Origin of the sequence: Microcystis sp. CS-574 (assembly GCF_028329095.1) — a bacterium.
Taxonomy (GTDB): Bacteria; Cyanobacteriota; Cyanobacteriia; order Cyanobacteriales; family Microcystaceae; genus Microcystis; species Microcystis ichthyoblabe_A.
The window spans coordinates 26,203-49,288 of record NZ_JAQMSY010000253.1; the positions used below are offsets into that span (position 1 = coordinate 26,203).

The following is a 23,086-nucleotide window of genomic DNA, read 5'->3' on the forward strand; positions in this document are numbered from 1 at the left end:
AGTAGCATAGCAGTTATCAGTTATCAGTGACCAGTTATCAGTTATCAGTTATCAGTTATCAGGCAACACCAGGACAGGTGAAAACCATCTCTCGTTTTCGCGGTTAATAAGGATCTTCGTTACTCTTTATGTTTTTCTTGTCAAAAATAATGATAAGATTGGATGTATTCTATTCCCGCTTATGTCTAACTCTTATTAATTTTTCTTGGAGAGAGGGAAAAATGGGGAGATTGGTTATTTTCTTATTTAACCACTATACCTTTAAACCCTTATCTTGACTAAAGTAGGATAGTAACGCTATTGTAAAAAACAGGATAGAGTTATGTCGCTAACAATAAAGAGGATAATTTTTTTTACTATTTTGGGTGGGTTCGCATTAGCTTGGATAAACGATAGTTATTTTCCGACTCAAAAGGAAACATATTCCCCCTCATCTTCAGAAACTCAAAAGGAAACATATTCCCCCTCATCTTCAGAAACTCAAAAGGAAACATATTCCCCCTCATCTTCAGAATGGGATGAATATCAACAAGCGGATGATCCAGCGACAAAGCTTGTAAAAAATTGTGCATCTGAGGCGGGTATTCCAGAAAATGATCCAAAACACGCAATCACTCCCTACGAAATGCAAATACTGACAGATTGTATAGATCGGAACCGATAGCTTATATCACTCTAAATATCAGACTGATAACGGTTAGAAAAAATGTGGTCGCTACCTGTATTTTAGGCTATTATTTAATTGAAATAAAATCTATTTTCCCCAATGACAGCCATAAATCTACCCCCAAAGCTGTCTAATGAATCAGAAAAAGATTATCAAATTTTTCTTAGTTATTGCCTTTTGGGTAGCGATCGCTAAATCAGCAAGCTTGCCAAGAAATCAGTGGGAAAAGCCGGAGGATCTGAAAAAAGGCTATATGAGTTATCTTCTCAATTCCAATGGTGCGATCAAGTGAAAAACTATGATGCTGCCATTGCCGAGTTTACTGGGGAAGTTTTAGCCGAACAAGTTGGCAAGGATGTAGTTAGTTCAGGGCAAGCGAGGTGAAATTAAATATAAGATGATCCCTACTTAATCATTAAATTTGTCATATTTTTACTTGACAATAACTTGCCACTCCCTTAACCTTTCTCGCACTCTGTCAATGGGAATTGCTAAACCGCAGCCTAATTTAACGGCATTTTCTAGGGGTTTAGGAGTGGAGGGATTATCACAAAATAAACCCGCTTGAGAAATCACTCCCACCACTTGATTTTTATCGTTTAAAACTGGACTTCCCGACTGTCCAGAAACGACAAACATGGACAAACTTAAGGATTTTTCGTTATTATCATTAACCGTGCCTTTGCTGACAGTCCAATCTTTTTGATTAAAAGGATTACCGATCGAGATTACTGGTTGATTAGGGGCAATTGGCAGGGGTGCTAAAGCTAAAGGTTTTAAATCTGGGGGGGGATTTTTTACCTCTAATACTGCTAAATCGAGCCAGTCGTTAGGGGGGGTAATGTGGAGAATTTTAGCTTTTGAACGCTTGCGGATTTTTCCTTGGGGTGGTTGGCTATAATACTCCACAAAAATGCGGGATCCTGCATCGATTTCTTGACGGGAATTCGTCACCACATGGCGGTTAGTCAAGATCCAAGCTGTGTCTTGATTTCGTTTTAATAACCAACCAGTGCCGATACCATTTTTATTTTTGCCGCGAATGACAATTTTAACAATTGAGCGTTTTAAATTCACCAGAGGATCACTCTTAACACTGGGAATTATCTCTGGCATTTTTAATAATTCGGGATTGTCGTGAATTAATCGCCCCCGTTGGATTTCCTGTAAAATAAATCTAGCTTCTGATAAATTGGGATCAATTTCTACGGCCTGCCGACACCAATTTAGACCCTCATCGATCTGACCGTTGTTGATATAGATATAACAGAGATTTTGGTAAATCTTAGCATTTTTAGGGCTAATTTGCCGTGCCTGTTGAAAAACTGCCATGGCTTCCCCTAGTTTTCCCTGTTCCGCTAAAGCTTTACCTAAATAATTATAAATATCCCCATCTTTAGGAGCGTAAATTAAAGCCTGTCGATATATTTGCTCTGCTTCCTCCCATTTCCCCTGTTTTGCCAGGGTTTCTCCTAATTTTTTGTAGGTTTCACCCTGATTAGGTATCAATTCTAGAGCTTGCTGATAGGCATAACTGGCCTCTGGCCAGAGTTGCTGTTCACTGTAGGCCTTTCCCAGATAAAAATAGGCTTTTCCCTGACTAGGATCGAGAAAAACCGCTGCTTGCAGAGCTTTCGCCGCCTCATCCCAACGTTGTAAACTATAGAGGGCTTTTCCTAGCTGAAATTGCGCTTTAAAAGTTGGTTTAATGATCATTGCTTTTTGGTAAGCATCGATCGCCTCTGACCATTTTTCCTCCTGCGCGAAGATATCCCCCAAAGCCACTAAATAATTACTTTGGGAGGGTTCCATCGGTGGTTTATGATTAACGATAAAGCCACGATCATAGGCTTGTAAGGCTTCAGAATAGCGTTTTTGACTTTGCAAGACCTGAGCGATTTTTATATGGGCTTGGACTGAATTTTCGTCAAAAGATAAAACTGTTCGGTAAGCAGACAGAGCCGATTCCTTCTCCCCCGAGGCCAAAAGTCGATCGCCTTGCCAGAGATAGGCCAAGGCAATAAGATAAAAAATAGCAAAGGGAGCGGCGACGATGAAGGCAATAATTAAAAATATTTGCAGGGGTTTGCTAGAATAGCGGCGACCGATTTTAATGTCTTTTCTTTTCATTTCTTGGTTAGGATAGACAACAGGCTAGAGGTGGTTCGATAATCGACCTAGACCAATTTAGATGCGCGGGCCGCTTATACATATTTTTCCCCTTTCCTGTTGCCCTTTCCGCAGTTCTAGCCCTCCTTCTTTCTGGGGTGTGGATGTAATTTTGTCCAACTACTTACCGATTACTGCTGCAAGCGCTGGGTAGGATTAACATAGCGTCACCGAAGGAATAGAAACGGAAACGCTCTTGGATAGCTGCTTGATACAATGCCAATAGTCTTTCCCGTCCGACTAAGGCACTGACTAACATCATCAAACTGGACTTGGGTAGGTGAAAATTAGTGATCATGCCGTCGATAACTCGCCATTGATAACCCGGATAGACAAATAAATTCGTTTTTCCCTGAAAAGCGGTTACTTTATCGCTCTTAGTTTCTTTAATTGCCCCTTCCAAGGCGCGAGCTACCGTAGTTCCTACGGCGATAACCCGGCCACCTCTAGCCTTTGTTTGGGCAATTTTTTCGGCAGTTTCGGCGGAAATCTCTAAAAATTCCCGGTGCATTAGGTGTTCTGTAATATTTTCCACTTCCACGGGGCGAAAGGTTCCCACTCCCACATGAAGGGTGATATAGGTGGTATCTATACCCTTCTGGGCGAGCTTATGGAATAATTCGGGAGTAAAATGTAATCCGGCCGTGGGAGCGGCTACAGAACCCTGTTTATAACCGTAAACTGTTTGATAACGGTCTTCTTCCGCCTCTGATTCGGTGACGTAGGGGGGGAAAGGAATATGACCGTACTCCTCCAACATATCCCAAAAACTGCGTCCGGGATGACGTTGAAATTCCAGCAGACGACCACTGGTGTTCAGATCTCGATCGATTACTTTCGCTAACCATAATTTTTCTTTGTTTTCCGTTCGCCCTGTTTTCGGATAAAAAAGGACTTCTGAACCGACTTTAAAGCGTTTTCCCGGTTTCACTAGAGATAACCAACGATGGTCATCTTGTTCTTCCAATAGTAATATTTCTATGGGTGCGCCGGTGGTTTTACGACCAAATAAACGGGCCGGAATCACGCGGGTATCGTTGAGAACCAACAAATCCCCCGGCTCTAACCAAGTAGGTAAATCCCGAAAAATAGCCAAATTATGACTATTAGGAGAATCTACCACCAAAAGACGGGAACTGTCTCGGGGTTCTGCGGGATTTTGGGCAATTAACTCCGGAGGAAGGTGATAATCGTAGCTGGAGAGTGATTGGTCAGGGATCATCGTCGTTATCATCATAAAGATCTTCGCAAAAGTCGGGTAATTCTACCCAGGCGAACTTCACTAAATCGGGGATTTCTCCCCTTGGTATCTGGAACGGTTTATCGTCAGACTAGAGATATAACACTAATCGTGACTGTTAGCCAACATCCCAGCGGCCAATATGGACTATCTCTATTTTCTTGCTAACGCTAGTTTAACGCTACGAGTCACCGAGTACCTGCGATCGATGACTCATCTACCCTCCTCCGTCATGACGGTTATTCATCAGATTAACGGTTGGGTGGTCAAGGTCAAGTTTAATCAAATGCTTACTCCTTGCCAACACGGGGATTTTCGCGCCTACATGAATGAGTTAGGGATTCCCTATCAACCGGAAATGCGTCTCCAGATGGTTTTTTGGAGTTTGGAAACGGGACAATCCCCCATTGATGTCATGCGTCGTTACCAAGTGGCGATCGTCTCCCATGGTACCCCGGATCAGCAAGATATAGAGGCTTTTCGGCAACAATTTACTAAGGGTTTAGGATACTGTCCAGAAACTCTGGCCTAGTATTTATTTTCTCTCGGGATGCTCTTCAAGGGCAACTACAGGACTTAAATCGTTGATGTGATCAATTAATTGATACAAGCGTCCGTAACTCTTGCCGTTGAAGTAAAAAACTAGACGAGGTAAATGGTGGCTGGAATCCCGATTCTCTCGTTCTAGAATTTGACTGGGTTCGATTTTCCCTTTAACTAGGATATCGCCGAAGTTTTGGTTAATTTGTTCGATCTGTTCCTCGCTTAGTTCGTGATTAAGACGAATAACAAAGGATTCTCCCACAAAACGGCTGGAGTGATAGACCCGATAGAAGTGGCGAATTGTTTGACAAGCGTGGTTTAGATCGTTGGTAATAGTATAAAAATTCCGATCTTCGGCGGATATCAGTCCTCTTTTTTGCAGATTTTCACTAATTTGTTCTTGCCAAGTTTGCCAGTAATCCCCATCAGGCTCATCAATTAATACTAGGGGTGCAGGTCCGTATTTACCGGTTTGACAGAGGGTAAGCGTCTCAAAGGCTTCATCTTGGGTGCCGAAACCGCCGGGGAATAAAGCTACTGCGTCACTTTCCCGCAGAAAAAATAGTTTTCTGGTAAAGAAATATTTAAAATCGATTAATTTGGCATCATTTATGATATAAGGATTAGCCCCCTGTTCAAAGGGTAGCTGAATATTTAATCCGAAGGAATTTTCCCGTCCGGCGCCTTCATTCCCTGCCTGCATGATACCGCCGCCAGCACCGGTTAACACCATAAAACCGTACTGACTGATACAGCGTGCGAACTCTACTGCCAGACGGTATTCACTGCTCTCGGGTTTGATGCGTGCCGAGCCAAAAATGGTCAGTTTACGAATGTGACGGTAGGGGTAAAATACCTGAAATCCCTTTTCTAAATCTTCGATCGCATAGGTTAGAATTTTCCAATCGAGGCGATCAATTTCCTCCTCGGCAATTCTGACTATTGCTTCCAGAGATCTTTGAATCCATTTGCCATCTTTTAAGTGGGGCAAATGTTGCACCAATTTCAGCAAGTCTTCGGTTAATTGAGAATAAGAGTTGTCCATTTATCAGGTATCAGTTTTGCAGCAATCCAGATATGAATGCTAATTGTACAAAGTATCCACAAGTTAACTTGGTTTGGAGTTTGAAGAATTGCTCAGAAGACAATTCATAATTAAAATCAGCAACGCCGAATCATCTAAGGACTAATATGAATTTGACTGAGAATATAACGCAAGCGATCATAATCATCTTTAAGTAAAACACTTAACTGTCTGCCCACATTCACTAACCATTGTCGATCGGCTTGACGCAATTGATACATCTGACGGATAGAAGCGGCTGCCAAAGCTTCCACGGGAGTATTTTTGACCTGTAATAAAATTCTTAAAAAGTCTAATTGTTCACTAAAATAAACCACTTCTAACGACTCACATTGATAAACTGCCTGATGAATTTGTGGAGGGCGGGGAGGAATATATTGATAGATATAACCTCGACCGGAACCATTGCCATTAAATTGTCCTGATAGGGTTTCAAAACCGACAATAGTTGCCCGAAATTCCGTTTTTAACATAGCGAAAATCTGCGGCTGTTGTTCCCGCAATTCAGCCAAAGATAACCCCAAAGCTCTAGCACGATGTACCGAATCGATGGGGGCAGTGGTGGCAAAGGTGACAATCCCAAAAATCTTATTACCCGTTTCTTCATCGTAGGCTTTTACCCAACTACCAAAAGCGGGCATAAAAGGAAAGTTTAACTCCTCTGGTTCCAAACATTGCGCTAAGAACTCGGTCGTCGTCGTCTCGATAACTTCGGCGATATGATCGGGATGGCGGTTATCCGTGGCTAATTGCGGTAAGGGTGGACGCATGGTTATTTTTTGCCTTTAGCCGGGGCAATAATTAGTTCTTCTAATTCCGAGAGATTAAAGGTGACTAACTTATCCCAGTTGCCCCCCTCAAAAAGAACGGCCACTTTCCCATCGCTTAAACGCTGGGCTAAACCTTCAAATTTATAGTAGGTATCATCGGGATTGGTGACTCGAACGGTACTACCTGGCAAAATCATAGGATTGACGACGAAATTATAATTACTGTCTCTTAGCTTATCAAAAATTAGTTATCGCTCGTCGAGTGTCGGCTGGCAATAAAATGAAATATGACGGGATTTGGCATCATCCCCAGAGGACAGACTACTGTTCCCCACAAATAGCCTTAACTGTGTTGGGAGTATAGTGATGGCCGCCTTAGCCCAAGGAAGACTGCGGCAAAAACAGGATTTGCTGGTAGAAGCACTCTCCGGTCGGGTGCGTCCCGGTCAGCAATTTATTCTCGCCCAGTTACTAAGTCTGATTGACAGTATTGACGAGACGATTGCCCAGTTTGACCGAGAAATTTGTGAAAAAACGTCTGGTTAAACGTTTAGAGAAGCTTGGTTATCAAGTTACTTTTGAGCCTGTTCCGGTTGTCTCTTAAATTGGTCTAGAATATTTCCCAGTTGGGCTGTCGCCTTTTCCTGACTTCAGCCATCTACTGCCGTGGTTTTGTGACCACATTGTCATTTTCAAGTCAGTCAGGAGACAGGTTTTAGGTGTTGGGGGTTGGGGTTTTGGGGTTTTGGGGTTTTAGTTCAATTCCCTCACTTCCCCATTCCCCCACCTCCCCATTCCCCCACACCCCTAATTCTTATGAGAGATTCCCTATCGAGCCGTCTAAGAGTACAACAACACTGCCTCAATCAAGTTAAATTAGCCGTGAGAAAGCAGGGCTTTAGCAGTCAGCGATCCTTAGCCAAAGAAGCTGAATTTAGTCTGGCTACTGTCAGCAACTTCCTGACTGGTAAACCGGTAGAACAGGCCACTTTTGAACAAATTTGTCGTCGATTATGCCTCGACTGGCAAGAAATCGCCGCCCTGAATTTTGAGCTAAAAACACCCCCTCAAGACAAAATTCCGGTTAATTCGGCAGCCAAGAGCGAAAAATTGGAGACATTGCCCCCCTATCCTAATGGGGCTGTTCCCCTTGGTTCCCCATTTTATTTAGAACGTCTTCCCCTCGAAGAACAGATAAGGCAGGAAATCAAGAAACCGGGGGCTTTAGTGCGGATAAAAGCTCCCAAAGAAATGGGCAAAACCTCCCTACTTTTGAGAATGCTCGATTTTGCTAAACAGCAAGGCTACCGCACGGTGAGTTTGAACTTAGAACAGGTGGACCAGACGATTTTGGCTGATTTAAACCAATTTTTGCGCTGGTTATGTGCCAATGCCGCCCGTCAACTACAGTTAAAACCGCAATTAGATGAGTATTGGGATGAGGATTTAGGTAGCAAGATTAGCTGTACGGTTTACATTCAAGACTATCTCCTGGAATCGATTACCGCCCCCATTGTCCTCGCTCTCGATGAACTGAATCAGATTTTTGAACATCCCCAAGTGGCCAAGGATTTTTTACCGCTGCTGCGTTCTTGGTACGAAGAATCCAAAACCCTACCTATCTGGCAAAAACTCCGTCTTATCGTCGTCCATTCCACAGAAATTTATGTTCCCCTGCAGCTCAATCAATCCCCCTTTAACGTCGGATTCCCCGCACAGTTAAGTCATTTTAGTCTGGAGGAGGTATTGCAATTAGCCCAACGTTATCAACTCACTTGGGAAAATCAGGAAAAAGTCCAACAACTAATGGAGTTAGTGGGAGGACATCCAGCTTTGGTACAAACTGCCCTCTACTATCTCAGTCGGGAGGAAATAACCATGACGCAAATATTAACCAGCGCCACCTCTGTCACCGGGATCTATGCCCATCACCTGCGGCGCCATTGGGCGGTATTAGAACAACAGCCGGAACTAGCAAAAGCCCTCGACCGGGTGATGAGCGCGGTGGAACCCGTACAATTAGACCCAATTCTCGCTTACAAACTCAGCAGTATGGGACTACTCAAACAATCGGGAGATAAAGTAGTACCAGGCTATGAATTGTATCGACGCTATTTTTTAGAGGTGAAATCCTCTATCAGTTATCAGTAAACAGTAATCAGTTATCAGTGAGGGTGTAGGGTGTGGGGTGTAGAGTGTAGGGTGTGGGGGGAATAAATAAAATAATCTCCTGACGACCGGCTCCTATCTCCTGACTCCTATCTCCTGACGACCGGCTACTAACCCCACCAACAAACTTTTTGCCGCAAACTCTACTTATGAATATGTCAAACAAAGATACTGTCCAAAATACTGTCAACGTTAGCAATTTTAGTCGCTCGCAACTCGGTCGGCCGGATGAGAACAATTTATATAAGGCAGTCGCCACAATTACTGAGGGACATTGGCCGGAAAATCTGTCGGGATACGTTTTTATCGTCTGTCCTTTTCATCGAAAAAATGACCGTCATTTGTTCTCTGGCGAAGGTGTAATTATTAAATGGGACTTGCAAGGTAAAAATAATCAAGTTAACGTTTACAGTAAAAAACTAAAAACTTGGGATAGTTTTTGGCGAAAAGTTTTACCTATATTTAATATTAGTCAAGCCACTTTTCCCGCTGTGGTCAGCATTTTAGGTTCTTCGGAAATAGCGAATACTGCTATGGTTAAACTAGAAAAAGTTTCCAAAGATAAACAACTAGAAGAAACCAGATTAATTCTCACTGCCGATGCGGGACGTTACTGGGAAGTGGATCCCGTTTCCCTTGATACTATCACTCCGATTGGTTATTTTGACCAACATATTGTTTCCGTGCCTTTGTCTATTTTCCCAGTCCTAGAAAATACCGCTCACCCCTTCTACGACAAAAAGACCCAAGAATTTATCACCTGTGAATTAAAGCTAAAACTTATATCGGGAGGTATGTTAAAAGATTTAGATAAATCGGTGTATATTGTTCTTTGGGATCAACAAAAACAACTTAAACCCTGGAAACTACAGGGAGCTATCCTCGATGGTAGTCCCCATTCGGTCATCGTCACCGAGGATTATATCATGATTCCCGATATGCCTTTTCAGATGGGAGTAGCCAAACTATTAGGTATCAGAATCAAGCCTGAAGAAACCTATCCGAAAACTCAAATTTATCTGGTTAACCGTCAAGATCTCAAGGAAGAAGAAACCACCGTTCCCTCGCGATTAATTACCTTCAATGGCGACAGTTATCACTTCCTTTGTAGTTACCATAGTACCAACGGTCAAATTCAGATTGTGGCCATCCAAAATGCCACTATTAGTTTAACCGAAGCGATCGAAAAAGACGATATCCAACATTTTACCGGTCAGGGTTATCCCCCCGAATACCACGGCATCCCCTGGATGTTTTCCTTTGACCCCGGAGTGCTGCGCAAAGTGGTTATCGAAGATGCCAGGGTGATGAGCGAACAAGCTTTCATCCATCCGGGGTGGTTCTCTACCACTCTCTACACCGCCGACCCGAGGGAATTGGAACAGGGATACAGCGCTATTTATCAGGTTTATGTCGGTTATGTGCGCGAATTAATCTGTCGTCGTCAGTATATGGATTGTCGCGACCAGAGTAATCGCATCCTCAGGGATGCCGAACTTCCCTGTCATGACTTGCCCTCGGTATTAGCCAAGGTTCCCTTCGATAAGGATTGGAATCAGTTAACTGAACAGATTAGCCAAGAAAAAAAAGCCAGTGATACTCATGTATCACATTTAGGTCGGGGACTACTGGATTTTTATGTTTGTCCCGATGGCTATATTTTAGATAGCATTCAGTTTATTCCCCAAGAACAGGGCTATCTATTGACGACGGTTTTAACCCCGACCAGAGTATTAGAAGCTTGGTTATTTAACCCTGACAATCTCAAGGACGGACCGATTGCTAAACTGAGTTTGCCGGAAGATGTTCACTTTGGTTTTACCTTGCATTCCGAGTATTTCGAGCAAGTGTTGCCTTCTCCCCGTCCTTCCGTCTCACAGGTAAATCGAGTCCTGTCAGCCTTGCGGAGTCTTGTTTTAGTTCCCGTAGAATTTTTCTTGGGGAGACCCGCAGCCGTTTACAATCGCCGAGTAAAAAAATGATTGTTCTCAAAGGATACGACATTCTTGCCCAGGTTTACGAAAGCGTTAACTCGGAAGTCTATCGGGCCATTCGCACCGTCGATAATCAACCGGTTATGCTCAAAATCCTCAAGCAAGAATATCCAACCGCACAAGAACTAACCCATTACAAACAGGAGTATAAAACCATCTGCGGCCTGAACTTCGAGGAGGCGATTAAAGCCTATGGTTTAGAAACCTACCGCAGAACTCCCGTGATTATTTTGGAAGATTTCGGGGGTGTATCCTTAAAAAAATGGCTAGAGGGCAAAAAAACTCTAGCCTTAAGGGACTTTTTAAGTCTTGCACCCCGAATAGTGGCTAATTTAGAGAAAATTCACAACGCCAAGGTTATTCACAAAGATATTAATCCTGCCAATATAGTTCTTAACCCCGAAACCGGACAGATTAAAATCATCGATTTTGGCATTGCCAGCGTCCTGCGGCGGGAAAATCCGGGGCTAAAAAATCCCAACGTCCTTGAGGGAACTTTAGCCTATATTTCTCCCGAACAAACCGGACGGATGAATCGCAGTCTCGATTACCGTACAGATTTTTATTCTTTGGGCGTTAGCTTCTATGAACTTCTCACCGGACAATTACCTTTTCGGGCTAAAGATGCTTTGGAATTAGTTCACTGTCATCTGGCAAAACAACCTCTGGAGATTAATAGTCTCGTCAGGGAAGAAATTCCCCCGGTGGTGGAGGCAATCATCAGGAAACTGATGGCTAAAACCCCGGAGGAACGATACCAAAGTGCCTATGGTATTCGGGCAGATTTAGAAGAATGTTTAAGACAACTAGAAACAACGGGTAAAATTGAGGATTTTGTCATCGCTGGGCAAGATCTAGCCAATCAGTTCCAAATTCCCCAAAAACTCTACGGTAGGGAGACAGAAATCGCCACTCTCCTCACTGCTTTTCAACGGGTAGCCACGGCGGCTAAAAACTCCTCTCACACCGAACTGATGCTAGTTACGGGTTATTCTGGCATGGGTAAAACCACCCTAGTTAGGGAAATTTATCAGCCAATTACTGAAAAACGCGGCTTTTTTATCTCTGGTAAATTTGACCAATTTCAGCGCGATACTCCCTACGCTGCCGTGGTTAGCGCTTTGACTCATCTTGTCAAGCAACTTTTGGGGGAAAGTCAGCCACAACTGCAACTATGGCGACAAAAACTCTTAAAGTCTTTGGGGGCGAATGCACGGGTTATTATTGATGTGATTCCTGAACTAGAATTAATTATCGGTCCACAACCAGAGGTGTTACAATTAGGAGCGATCGCTACTCAAAATCGCTTTAATTTAGTCTTTAAAAATTTTATTCGGGTCTTTTGTTCCCCAGAACATCCCTTAGTCATCTTTCTCGATGATTTACAATGGGCAGACTTGGCTAGTCTCCAGTTAATAGAATTAATTATGCTCGATGGCGATATGGACTATTTATTTTTAATTGGTTCCTATCGCAGTAACGAAATTAATTCCACCCATCCCCTAAGTGCTACTCTCGATAAATTAGAGCAGGGGGGCATAATTATCAATCAAGTTATTTTAAAACCTCTGGGTCTTGAACAGGTCAATCAGTTAATTGCTGACACCTTAAATCATTCACCCGAATATGTGCAATCTTTGTCCGCTTTAGTCTGGCAAAAAACCCACGGGAATCCTTTTTTTGTCAATGAATTTCTCAAAACTATCTACTGGGAAAATTTGCTATTTTTCCAACCGGGGCAGCAAACAACCACTAAAACCGATAATAATAGGGGTTATTGGCAATGGCATCTCGGCCAAATTCAAAGGATTGGTAGTACCGATAATCTGATTCAATTTATGATGGGCAAAATGCAGAAATTGCCCCCCGAAACCCAGGAAACTTTAAGTTTAGCAGCTTGTCTTGGGGCAGAGTTTAATTTATATAGTCTGGCAGTAATCTCTGAAAAATCACCTCCAGAACTTTTACCAATTTTAACTTCTAGTAGCGAAGCTGGTTTAATTATTCCCCTCTCAGAATTGGATGAACAATTACTGATTCAAGAATATAAATTTGCTCATGATCGCATTCAACAAGGAGCTTACGCTCTCATCGAAGACAGCAAAAAATCTTTAATTCACCTAAAAATTGGTCGCTTACTTTGGCAGCATACTGCCGCCAATGAATTATCGGAAAAAATTTTTAAAATAGTCGATCATCTCAATCTTGGTTATCAACTAATTAGCGAGGAAAAAGAACGAGAGTCAGTGGCTAACTTGAATTTACTAGCAGCCCAAAAGGCAAAAGCCGCTAATGCCCAAACTGGAGCCTTAAAATATATTAAAATCGCTCAAAAACTTCTCAAAAAAGCAAGCTGGAAGAATAACTATCAACTGACTTTAGATATTTATTCTGAAGCCACAGAAATCGCCTATTTAAGTGGAGATTTTGAGCAGATGCAGTGCTGGGCTAATCTCGTGTTAAAACAGGCAAAAACAACCCTAGATAAGGTGAAAGTTTATGAAGTCATCATCGAAGCTTATCAAGCCCAAAATCACGAACTAAAAGCGGTAGAAATTGGTTTATCCGTCCTCAAAAGCCTAGATTTCGAGATTCCTGAATCCTTAAAATCATCAGATATTCAGGAAGAACTCAATAAAACTAGGCAAAAATTAGCGGGTCAAAATATCGAAAATTTAAGTAATTTACCGCCGATAAATGAGGAAGAAAAATTAGCAATCATGAAGATAGCGAGTGCCATATTTCCTCCTGTTTATATTGCCGCCCCTCATCTCTTACCCATCCTAGTATCAAAACAGGTTAACTTATCAATTGAATACGGCAATAGTTATCTAGCGGCTTTTACTTATGTCAATTATGGCTTAATTCTTTGTGGTCTTTTAGAAGATTGGGAAACGGGTTATCAATTTGGACGATTAGCTTTAAACATTGCTGATAAATTTCATGCCAAAGCCCTGATGCCGAAAATAATTGCCGTCTTTTCCGCCACTATTAGTATCTGGAAAGAACCGATTAAAAATTCCCTGTCTTTGTTAAAATCTTCCTATCAAACCGGTTTAGAAATGGGCGATCTCTACTACGGAACAACCTGCGCCTATCTTTACTGTTTTCATTCCGCCTTTATCGGACAGGAATTAACCGAATTAGCTAGAGAAATAGCTAACTATGATCTGGCTTTTGTTAAGCTCAAACAAGAAAACACCCGCAACTATCTAAAAATCTACGGACAAACAGTTTTAAATCTGCTGGGGCGCTCGGAAAATCCCAGCCGTTTAGAAGGAAAATACTATCAAGAAACTCTTATGTTACCGTACCATCTAGAGGCTAATGATCTCTATGGTCTCTGTGCTTTATTTGTCAATAAATTATACCTTTGTTATCTATTTGGACAGTACAAACAAGCCATTGAAAATGCTAACCAAGCCCAAAATTATCTAGGGGGAGCCACCGCTACTTTATTGATTTCTCTGCATAATTTCTATGATTCCCTCGCCCATTTAGCTATTTATAATCATCTGGACAATGACCAAAAAAAGCAAGTATTAGAACGAGTGACGAATAATCAGAAAAAGCAACAGGAATGGGCCAATCAAGCCCCCTCTAACTATCTCCATAAATTTTATTTAGTGGCAGCGGAAAAGGATCGAGTGCAGCAATCCTATCTAGAAGCCATAGAAAACTACGATCTAGCCATCGCTAAAGCCAGGGAAAATGAATACATTAATGAAGAAGCACTGGCTAACGAACTAGCGGCGAAATTCTATCTCGATTGGGGTAAAGTAAAAATTGCCAAAACCTACATCAATGAAGCTGCCTATCTCTATTCTCTTTGGGGAGCAACAGCTAAAGTCAAAGATATAGAAAGCCGCTATTCTCAGTTAATGGTCAATAATTATGGTTCCAATTCCCTGACCGAAACCACGAGAACTACCACCAGAAAAAATTCAGTTAGTCATGCGGGAGAACTGTTAGATTTAGCCACGATTATGAAAGCATCCCAAGCCATTTCTAGTGAGATAGTTTTAGATCAATTACTCGCCACCCTGATGAAAATTCTCATCGAAAATGCTGGGGCGCAGCTGGGCTATCTTATCCTAGAAAGCGGCGGACAACTATCGATCGAAGCCTCCGGTTCAGTGCAGGAAGATAGGGTGACAGTCTTTAAATCTAATGCGATCGAAGAACATCTTCCCGTCTCAATTATTAACTATGTGGCCCGGAGCGGTCAAACCGTTCTTAATAACGATGCTGCCCATCAGGGCAATTTTAGCAACGATCCCTATATTAAAATCCATCAAACCAAATCGCTGCTTTGCACACCCCTACTCGACCAAGGACAACTGCGGGGAATTGTCTATCTAGAAAATAATCTCACCGTCGGGGCTTTTACCCAAGAAAGATTGGAAGTGCTGCAATTGCTCTCTAGCCAAGCTGCCATCGCAATTACTAACGCCAAACTCTACGCCGAAATCAAAGCCAAACAGAGACAACTAGCGCAATTTTTAGAAGCCATGCCAGTGGGGGTATTTGTCCTCGATGCCGACAGTCAACCCTATTATGCCAATCAAACCGCCCAAGAGATTTTAGGAAAAGAGATAGTTAATATCACCACGGCTAATCAGTTGGGGGAAACCTATCAGTTATATCAAGCTGGAACCGATCGATTGTATCCCACAGAATACCATCCGATTGTCCGAGCTTTAAGGGGGGAAAAAAACACGGTGGATGATATAGAAGTTCACCAAGGAGAGAAGATTATCCCCCTAGAAGTGTATGCCACGCCCGTTTTTGACGAAAAAGGAGAAATTATCTATGCGATCACCGCTTTTACCGATATTAGCGAACGAAAACAGGCGGAAGCGGAACGGATTCGCTTTACCCAAGAATTAGCCGAGTATAGCCGCACCCTAGAACAGAAAGTGCGGGAGCGCACCCTGGAACTCAGCCAAACCCTAGAAATTCTCAAGGCCACCCAAGCAGAATTACTGTTTGAAAATGAACTGCTCAGAAGTACCGAAGAATCTAGCACCTTTGACTACCAAGTGGGGGGCAGTTTGCCTATGGATGCACCCACCTACGTGGTCCGCGCCGCCGACCGTTATCTCTATAAAGCCCTCAAACGCGGCGATTTTTGCTATGTTCTCAATCCCCGTCAAATGGGTAAGTCTAGTTTAATGGTACGCATGATCGATCACCTCCAACACGAGGGCATCTGTTGCGCTCCCATTGATTTAACCCGCATCGGCAGTGAAAATGTCACTTCTGACCAATGGTACAAGGGGATAGCCTTCGAGTTAGGACGACGTTTTGGCCTGCTCAAAAGGGTCAATCTGAAAGCTTGGTGGCAAGAACGGGAAGATGTCTCGGCAGTGCAGCGCTTGGGCGAATTTATCGAAGAGGTGTTATTGCTGGAAGTGGGGATAGTGGAAGGTTCTCCCCCGAAACCAATCGTGATTTTTATCGATGAAATCGATAGCGTTTTGGGCTTAAATTTTGCGGTTAATGACTTTTTTGCCCTGATTCGTTCCTGCTATAACCAGCGCGGTTTTAACCCGCTCTATCGGCGTTTGACCTTCGCTTTCTTCGGTGTTGTCACCCCCTCCGATTTAATTACCGACCACCAAATCACTCCTTTTAATATCGGTCATTCGATTCAATTGGAGGGTTTTAAGGAACACGAAGCCCAGCCTTTACTGCGCGGATTGGCCGAGAAATTTAGTAACCCGCAAACTGTCTTAAAAGAAGTCTTTGCCTGGACAAACGGTCAACCTTTTCTGACCCAAAAACTCTGTCAGTTAATTCGCACCGCCACCTCGCCGATTCCACCCAATGGTGAGTCCCTCTGGATTGAGGACTTAGTACAGAAGAAGATCATTGGCAATTGGGAGGCTCAGGATGAACCGGAACATCTGCGGACTATTCGCGATCGGCTTCTCAACAGTCATCGCTCCCAGTTGCTCCTGAGACTCTATGAACGGATTTTAAGGGAAAAAGAGGTGATTGCCGAGGATAGCCCCCCAGAAAAAGAGTTACTTTTATCAGGGTTAGTGATCAAAGATCAGGGCCAGCTGCGGGTCCATAATCCCATCTATCAAGCAATCTTTAACCTCCATTGGCTGGCCCGGGCAAAATCAACCTAGTAAGTAGGTAGATGTTAAAAGTTGTCAGATTTCCCCCCTTTATCAAGGGGAGATTAAGGGGGGATCGGCACTTCCTTTATTAAGGGTGGCAGGGGAGATCGAAGGTAAAATCAGCCAATACTAAATCCTGTTTAATAAGTTATAGGATAGTGGGAAGTTAAAGTTAGATTGGGAGTTATCAAACTATTAAAAATAGATTTGCTATTACACCCTAAGCAGTCGCTGATTTAGCAGCACTCGCTCCTATCATTCGAGAGATCAAAACCCTGGAAGTCCCCAAAAACTCCAAAATCTGAATCGCTAGTTGGGGAGAGAAATGTCAAGATTTATTAAATATAGAGAAATTGCCGCATGGGATATAATATATATGGTTGCCTATTAGTCTAAGTCAAATGAACATTAGACCTCTTGCAAAAATCAAAAATCTTCCGTTAGGTGAGGAATCAGGTTTCGGCCGTGAGACTTCGGAGTGAGACTTCGATGGATCAGATAGTGATGCCATTCAGACTTAAATTGACCTTTTAAATACAGCAACTTTTTCTGGAATGTAGTGATTAGGAACAATTTAAGAATACTTTCTCACCTAGCCCGAGCTTTTATTTAACTAATTCCGAGGATAATTACCGTGAAAACAGCGAAATATCCCGAAAAAATTGCCGCTCTCTGGACAACATTCCTCTTGGGAACTCTATTTCACACCCAACTGGGGTTAATGCCACTCTTCCATGGTCAATCGATCGTCGAGAGTCATCAAACCAGCAATCTCGATCCGATTTTCTGGGGAATGTTGCTCTTTTTTTTGCTGCCAATGTTAGCGATTATCGGGGTCAATTTTAGCGAAAGTCGCTCCTTGCGAAAAGTCCATTTCTGGCTGACAATTCTCTATTCTGTCTTGAATTTAGCCCATCTGATCGCCGATCTTTTGGTTAGACCGATCGCCTGGTATCAAATTGCTCTCATGGCAATTTTATTGATCATCGGACTGATTTTAAATCTAGTTTCCTATCAATGGCTGCGGTTAGCGATCGCCCATCCGCACCATCTCTCGGAAAGTCATTAGTAGTGCCAAGATCAAAAGGTGGCCCGTTGACTAACTGATTCAGACAAAAGGATGCCTTTTGAGCTCAAGTTGGGGCTTATTAGGGTAAAAGCCAGCTTAAACCAGAGCTAAAGGGATTTTTTTCTGAGAATTTAACTTAAAAAATCTAATTAATCCCTATTATTTCCCAGATCAGCCCGTAAATTGTTCCTGTTTCCGGGCTGACGCTGCCACCTCATCTCACCAAGTGCGGATCTTTTTAGCTATGATAGTTCAGAACCAAGCCAATAAAGGGAACTTTTGGGGCTGGTTATTCATCAGAAAACTCCTAATCGGAGGAGTTAAGCAGACGATATAGTTCAGATTAACGGCAAATATTGGTTAATAGTAATAACGAGGTAATTATTTTGATGAAATCTCTCATTCGTTGGACGGCAACTCTTGGTTTAGTAGGAACGACAATGTTGACTTCGCTGCTGGGCAGCTATTCTAAAGCACTCGCTTTACCAGAAGAACAAATCGTCAAAACCTTGCAGTCTGTACCTGTCTTCGCTATTGCCGATGATCAAGGAGTTCCCCTAATTGCCGTGGGAGAAAAAGAACAGAAATTCACGGGAGTTTTTATCAGTCGGCAGGACGCACAAAACTTTTTTGAACGACTGAAAAAAGAGAATCCTGAAGTGGCCAGCAAAGTTAAAGTTCAGGCTGTTTCTTTGGCACAGGTCTATAAAATGCAAACCAGTCAAACCGATCAAAATCGTCTAATTATCGATTTTGTTCCCAAAGAGTCGGAAGTAGAATCAGCGAAAAAACTGCTCAGTGAAAGAGGTCAACAATATCAAGGTGGTGTACCTTTGTTTGTGCCGAAAGCAGGAAAAGAGAGTAATTTTCTGGTGATCAGTCGCAATAATCAGGATTTGATTCCTTTCTTCTTTGAAAAGGCCGCCGCTTTGCAAATGGTAGAACAATATAAAAAAGCTAATCCCGCAGAAGCGACCACGGTGAAAATTGATGTTATTCCCTTAGAAAGTGTCATCGCTACCCTACAACAAAGCCAGGATGAAGCTTTAACCAAAATTCTCCTCTATCCTAGCCAAGAAACGATTGATTTTATTCGGGCAAATAGCAACCAAAATGCTCCCAACCAACCCCCGGCAAATCAGCCACGCCCTAATAATAATACCAATAATCCCCCCGCCCCCAATCGTTAAGTCTTGTGTCTGCGAGTATTTCCGGTCAAGAATTAAGTCAATGGCGCCAACAGGCGATCGCTGATTTAGAGCAAGCGCAACTATCTCCGAAAGAAGTGGATATCTTTCTGCAAGCAGTGACAGATTTAGATACTCTTTCCCTGCGCTTACAATCCTTTCGCGAACGAGAAAAAATCCCCTTGAGTTATTCTTGGTCGGAAATTACTAAACGCTGGCAAAAACGCCTTAAGGCAAGGGTTCCCTTGCAGTATTTGCTCGAATCGGTGGTCTGGCGTGATTTTACCCTGAAAGTCTCCCCAGGGGTCTTAATTCCTCGTCCCGAAACCGAGTTATTAATCGATATCGTTGGAGAAACCGTCAGAGGAGACGACGTGGGAATCTGGGTAGATCTGGGAACCGGTAGCGGTGCGATCGCTATTGGTTTAGCCAGTATCTTGACAAAAGCAGAGATCTATGCTATTGATTACAGTCAAACGGCTTTAGCGATCGCCAAAGAAAATATCATCAAGACGGGTTTTGCCGACAGAATTATCTTAAAACAGGGTTCTTGGTGGACACCCCTAGAGAAGTGGAAAGGACAGATTAGCGGTATGGTGTCCAATCCCCCCTATATTCCCAGTGCAGAAATCCTCGACCTACAAATTGAAGTGCGGGAACATGAACCCCGTTTGGCCCTCGATGGGGGTGAAGACGGATTGACCGCGCTGCGCTATCTAGTGGCCACTGCTCCCGATTATCTGCGATCGGGAGGCCTTTGGCTAGTGGAAATGAGAGCCGGTCAAGGGGAAAAAGTAGCGCAAATGCTGGAAAATCAGGGCAATTATCGACAAATTCAGATTATTAACGACCTAGCAGGTTTCGATCGCTTTGTTTTGGCCGAGCGAATTTAGCGCAATGTACCCGCTTCGCAGTCCCGCAGCCAGAGACGCACCGCTTGGCCGATGGTGCCTTGGCTGGTTTCTAAGGGAGGTAAGGGGACTTGAGCAGGTTCAAGGGCAGCTAATTGACTGTAAATCGTCACTAATCGCCATCCTTCCCCAGTTTTAGTTAAAAATAACCAGTGATAATTTTGGAGAGTGACAGAGCGATTTTTGCTATACTGACGCTCTAAAGTCGTAAAAAAAACCTGTTGAGTGTCATCGGCAATTTGACCGGAATATTGATTAGCACTTAAAGGTAGGGGTGCAAATTCAGGACGACCAGCAATAATCACAAAAACTGGTGTAGATAATTCTTGATCGATTTGGGAACGGGTAATAACTCGATTAGCATAACCGGGTAAATCTGACAAGAGGTGATCGACTAAAAGATTTAAATCCTCCGGACAGCTAGAAAGAGGAAGACTAACTGCTGGCAAGTTAATCCCGAACATAACCAGTAATACCCCTAAATATCGGCTAATTCGTGACAAATTTTTGCCCATGCTATTTTTGGCTCCTCGGCACCAGTGATCGGTCGTCCAATTACTAGATAATCAGCCCCAGCTTTAAGCGCTTGGGCCGGAGTCATCACCCGACTTTGATCCCCTTTGCTTGACCAGGAGGGACGAACTCCGGGGCAAACTAAGAGAAAATCCTCTCCACAGACGCGACGCAATTGCGCCACTTCTTGGGGAGAACAAACCGCCCCATCAATTCCCGATTCTTTGGCCAATAATGCCAGATTTAAGGCATATTCCGATAGTTCTAGGGGAATTTTGAGGTCGAGGGCTAATTCCCTGGCGTTAAGGCTGGTTAAAACGGTGATAGCGAGAAGTTTTGGCGGCGATAGCAGGTCAGATATTGCTCCTTTCGCCGCCGTCATTGCTTGCCGTCCGGCCGTAGCGTGCAGGGTGAGTAAATCCACTCGATAGCGACTGGCGGAACGACAGGCCCCGGCGACCGTATTGGGAATATCATGGAATTTAAGATCGAGAAAGCTCTTTTTTTGTCTTTCTTGCAGAATCCCTAGAATTTCTGCACCGCTACTGACAAATAATTCTAGTCCCACTTTCCAAAAATTGACTTCTGGCAGCAGATCAAGCAGTGCGATCGCTGATTCTAAATCCGGCACATCAAGAGGAACAATAATTCGGTCTGAGTTGGTCATATTGGGGCGATAAATCAGAGAAAAATCCAATCGGCAAAAGTGGCAGCCTGTCCGCAATAAATGCCATCACGATCGATGATATTCCAAACGATCGCTTTTTCAATGCGAAATAGTTGACCGTTTTTCGTGATCCTTACCCCGTGATAATCGTTGATATAGCCCTGTTTTTTGACTAAATCCAGCATTTTTTGGCGTTCTTGGGCGATTTCCTCTCCCTCTACCGTCGCTCGCGAAGGAGTTGTTAATAATTCTGGCCAAGTTAAACCCCAGAGATCGAGGGCGGTGCGATTACCATAATTGAAGATCGGATTAGTTTGCGTACCGTGGGAAACCAGCACAAAAGGGGCATAAAAGAGCATTTTACTCTGTTCTTTGCCAGTACCGATCCGGGGTAAAAGCGATCGCCCGATTAACTGTTCATAACTATCCAGCAGCAATTCTGTCCAAGCTATAATAGCTAAATCTTGCCAAATTTCCATAAAATTATCTTGAAAAACCGGTTTAATCTTCCCTTTGCCAATATTTATAGGCCGCGTAGGCTAAAGTAATCACTCCCGTCAGAATTGCCGACTCATCCACTAAAAATTCCGGATGGTGAAGGGGGGGATTGAGGAGGTGAGGAGAACCCACTCCCAGACGGAACATTGTCCCCGGGGCCTGTTGCAAATAAAGGGAAAAATCCTCGGCCCCCATGGAGGGTTCCGAGAGAATTAAAACCCGATCCTGTCCCCAAGCTTCTAAAGCAGCTTCTTCCACCAAACGAGTTAAAAATTGGTCATTTTGTACCGATGGCACACCCCGACGATAATTTACTTGACATTTAGCGTTATATGTGCCACAGACATTCGTGACCAAACTCTCGATCCATTCTGGGAGATGGGCGTGGGTTTCTGGGTGCAGCGATCGCACTGTTCCTGCCATGCGTACCTGATCGGCGATGACGTTGGGGGCGCGACCACCGCTAATCTGGCCGATGGTGAGGACAATGGGACGCAAAGGGTTTTGAGTCCGACTAATTGCCTGTTGCAAAGTGGTGATTACTTGCGAAGCGATCCAGATAGCATCGATCGCCTCGTGGGGCCGGGCCCCGTGGCCGGATTCCCCTTGAATAAAAATCTCCAGATCGTCGGCAGCCGCAGTTAAGGCCCCGTAACGAACCCCGATCGATCGGGCCGGAATCGAGGGGAAAACGTGCAGCCCGAAAACGGCGCTGACATCCCGCATCACCCCTTCCCGGATCATCCAATTGGCCCCCTGGGCGATTTCCTCTGCTGGTTGAAAGAGAAAGCGTATTTTTCCCTGCAAAGGTTCCGAGAGACGGGAAAGCACCATCGCCGCCCCTAAACCGACGGTAGCATGAACATCGTGACCGCAGGCGTGCATAATCCCCGGTTTACGCGAAGCAAAGTCTAAATCGGTCTTTTCTTGGATCGGTAGGGCATCCATATCGGCCCGGATGGCTAAAATCCTTCGATCACTGCCTTTTCCCGCCAATTCTCCCTTAACTCCCGTTTTTCCCACCGCTTCCTGCACCGATAGACCACAGGAAGACAAAACCCCGGCAATATAGGCGGCAGTTTGATATTCTTGCCCGCTTAACTCTGGATTCGCGTGAATGTGGCGGCGAATCTCCACTAATCGGGGTGCGAGACTCTCGGCTATGTTTTTAATCTCGGAGAGCATGAAACCAGTTTTACAGTATCTTTAGGGTTAATCATAGAGCATTTTTTACCTGAAAATTGGGCTTGGCTGATTTTCAGTCTCAACTGTCTTCTCGGCACTCTTTCAACCCGGGACTAAGCTAATTTGTCAAGAGGATACGGGAGTTAAGTAGGTAGGCGTTAAAAGTTGTCAGACACCCCCCTTATCAAGGGGGGACTAAGGGGGGATCGGCACCCCCCTTATTAAGGGGGGACTAAGGGGGGATCGGCACCCCCCTTATTAAGGGGGGACTAAGGGGGGATCGGCACCC

The 23,086-nt window shown here is 43.8% G+C and carries 19 protein-coding genes; 10 read left to right on the forward strand and 9 right to left on the reverse strand.

All coding sequences use genetic code 11. The annotated features are described in order from the left end of the window. The first annotated feature begins 322 nt into the window (after window positions 1-322). Both PN470_RS20740 and PN470_RS20745 read left to right on the forward strand, forming a co-directional pair. Window positions 323-664, forward strand: coding sequence for a hypothetical protein (locus PN470_RS20740; RefSeq protein ID WP_069474035.1), 342 nt, complete (start codon window positions 323-325; stop codon window positions 662-664). 136 nt (window positions 665-800) lie between these two features. After that, window positions 801-959 carry a hypothetical protein gene (locus PN470_RS20745; protein WP_155117891.1) on the forward strand — a complete coding sequence of 53 codons (159 nt, stop codon included), beginning with the start codon at window positions 801-803 and terminating at the stop codon, window positions 957-959. A gap of 140 nt (window positions 960-1,099) precedes the next feature. Here the strand turns inward: PN470_RS20745 and PN470_RS20750 are convergent, their stop codons facing one another. Together PN470_RS20750 and queA are read right to left on the reverse strand one after the other, a co-directional pair. After that, the gene (locus tag PN470_RS20750; RefSeq protein WP_271939645.1) at window positions 1,100-2,797 is read right to left on the reverse strand and encodes a serine protease; all 1,698 of its coding nucleotides are present in this window, start codon (window positions 2,795-2,797) and stop codon (window positions 1,100-1,102) included. Window positions 2,798-2,960: 163 nt separating this feature from the next. Then, complete coding sequence (queA, locus tag PN470_RS20755) at window positions 2,961-4,058, reverse strand: tRNA preQ1(34) S-adenosylmethionine ribosyltransferase-isomerase QueA (protein ID WP_002733726.1); 1,098 nt, start codon at window positions 4,056-4,058, stop codon at window positions 2,961-2,963. 160 nt (window positions 4,059-4,218) lie between these two features. Between queA and PN470_RS20760 the strand changes: the two genes are divergently transcribed. After that, window positions 4,219-4,608 (forward strand): hypothetical protein, encoded by a 390-nt coding sequence (locus PN470_RS20760; RefSeq protein ID WP_002733765.1) that lies wholly within the window; start codon window positions 4,219-4,221, stop codon window positions 4,606-4,608. A 3-nt stretch (window positions 4,609-4,611) separates the two neighbouring features. On the opposite strand, the gene PN470_RS20765 is transcribed toward PN470_RS20760, so the two are convergent. The 3 genes from PN470_RS20765 to PN470_RS20775 all read right to left on the reverse strand — a co-directional run bounded on the left by PN470_RS20765 (window position 4,612) and on the right by PN470_RS20775 (window position 6,670). Beyond that, window positions 4,612-5,664, reverse strand: coding sequence for an LOG family protein (locus tag PN470_RS20765; RefSeq protein WP_271939646.1), 1,053 nt, complete (start codon window positions 5,662-5,664; stop codon window positions 4,612-4,614). Between the two features lie 134 nt (window positions 5,665-5,798). Beyond that, window positions 5,799-6,473: an HAS-barrel domain-containing protein gene (locus tag PN470_RS20770; protein ID WP_002740888.1), complete on the reverse strand. Its 675-nt coding sequence runs from the start codon at window positions 6,471-6,473 to the stop codon at window positions 5,799-5,801. A 2-nt stretch (window positions 6,474-6,475) separates the two neighbouring features. Next, the gene (locus PN470_RS20775) at window positions 6,476-6,670 is read right to left on the reverse strand and encodes an NAD(P)H dehydrogenase subunit NdhS (RefSeq protein ID WP_002732940.1); all 195 of its coding nucleotides are present in this window, start codon (window positions 6,668-6,670) and stop codon (window positions 6,476-6,478) included. A 169-nt stretch (window positions 6,671-6,839) separates the two neighbouring features. Here PN470_RS20775 and PN470_RS20780 point away from each other — a divergent pair, with 169 nt between their 5' ends. From PN470_RS20780 to prmC, 7 genes are all read left to right on the forward strand, one after another. Beyond that, window positions 6,840-7,019, forward strand: coding sequence for a hypothetical protein (locus PN470_RS20780; RefSeq protein WP_002731657.1), 180 nt, complete (start codon window positions 6,840-6,842; stop codon window positions 7,017-7,019). A 270-nt stretch (window positions 7,020-7,289) separates the two neighbouring features. Further along, on the forward strand, window positions 7,290-8,624 hold the full coding sequence (locus PN470_RS20785; RefSeq protein WP_069475039.1) for an AAA-like domain-containing protein: 1,335 nt from the start codon (window positions 7,290-7,292) through the stop codon (window positions 8,622-8,624). Window positions 8,625-8,791: 167 nt separating this feature from the next. Further along, window positions 8,792-10,624 (forward strand): carotenoid oxygenase family protein, encoded by a 1,833-nt coding sequence (locus tag PN470_RS20790; protein ID WP_272105023.1) that lies wholly within the window; start codon window positions 8,792-8,794, stop codon window positions 10,622-10,624. Then, window positions 10,621-16,776: an AAA family ATPase gene (locus tag PN470_RS20795; RefSeq protein ID WP_271937273.1), complete on the forward strand. Its 6,156-nt coding sequence runs from the start codon at window positions 10,621-10,623 to the stop codon at window positions 16,774-16,776. The genes PN470_RS20790 and PN470_RS20795 overlap by 4 nt, the downstream gene beginning before the upstream one ends. A gap of 625 nt (window positions 16,777-17,401) precedes the next feature. Continuing rightward, a complete protein-coding gene (locus tag PN470_RS20800) occupies window positions 17,402-17,836 on the forward strand; it encodes a hypothetical protein (protein ID WP_002733588.1) in 435 nt (144 codons plus the stop codon). A gap of 389 nt (window positions 17,837-18,225) precedes the next feature. Continuing rightward, window positions 18,226-19,026 carry a Tic22 family protein gene (locus PN470_RS20805; protein ID WP_271937276.1) on the forward strand — a complete coding sequence of 267 codons (801 nt, stop codon included), beginning with the start codon at window positions 18,226-18,228 and terminating at the stop codon, window positions 19,024-19,026. Window positions 19,027-19,031: 5 nt separating this feature from the next. After that, window positions 19,032-19,916, forward strand: a complete 885-nt coding sequence (prmC, locus tag PN470_RS20810) for a peptide chain release factor N(5)-glutamine methyltransferase (protein WP_271937278.1) — start codon at window positions 19,032-19,034, stop codon at window positions 19,914-19,916. On the opposite strand, the gene PN470_RS20815 is transcribed toward prmC, so the two are convergent. From PN470_RS20815 to PN470_RS20830, 4 genes are read right to left on the reverse strand one after another with little or no spacing between them, the layout of a single operon-like run. Further along, window positions 19,913-20,449, reverse strand: a complete 537-nt coding sequence (locus tag PN470_RS20815) for a hypothetical protein (RefSeq protein WP_271937280.1) — start codon at window positions 20,447-20,449, stop codon at window positions 19,913-19,915. The genes prmC and PN470_RS20815 overlap by 4 nt on opposite strands. After that, entirely contained in the window at window positions 20,413-21,114 is a 702-nt protein-coding gene (pyrF, locus tag PN470_RS20820; RefSeq protein WP_271937282.1) for an orotidine-5'-phosphate decarboxylase, read from the reverse strand. Before pyrF ends, PN470_RS20815 begins: the two co-directional genes overlap by 37 nt. A 14-nt stretch (window positions 21,115-21,128) precedes the next feature. Further along, entirely contained in the window at window positions 21,129-21,593 is a 465-nt protein-coding gene (locus PN470_RS20825) for an MEKHLA domain-containing protein (protein WP_272105024.1), read from the reverse strand. 22 nt (window positions 21,594-21,615) lie between these two features. Continuing rightward, window positions 21,616-22,797, reverse strand: a complete 1,182-nt coding sequence (locus PN470_RS20830; protein WP_272105025.1) for a M20 family metallopeptidase — start codon at window positions 22,795-22,797, stop codon at window positions 21,616-21,618. Window positions 22,798-23,086 lie beyond the last annotated feature (289 nt).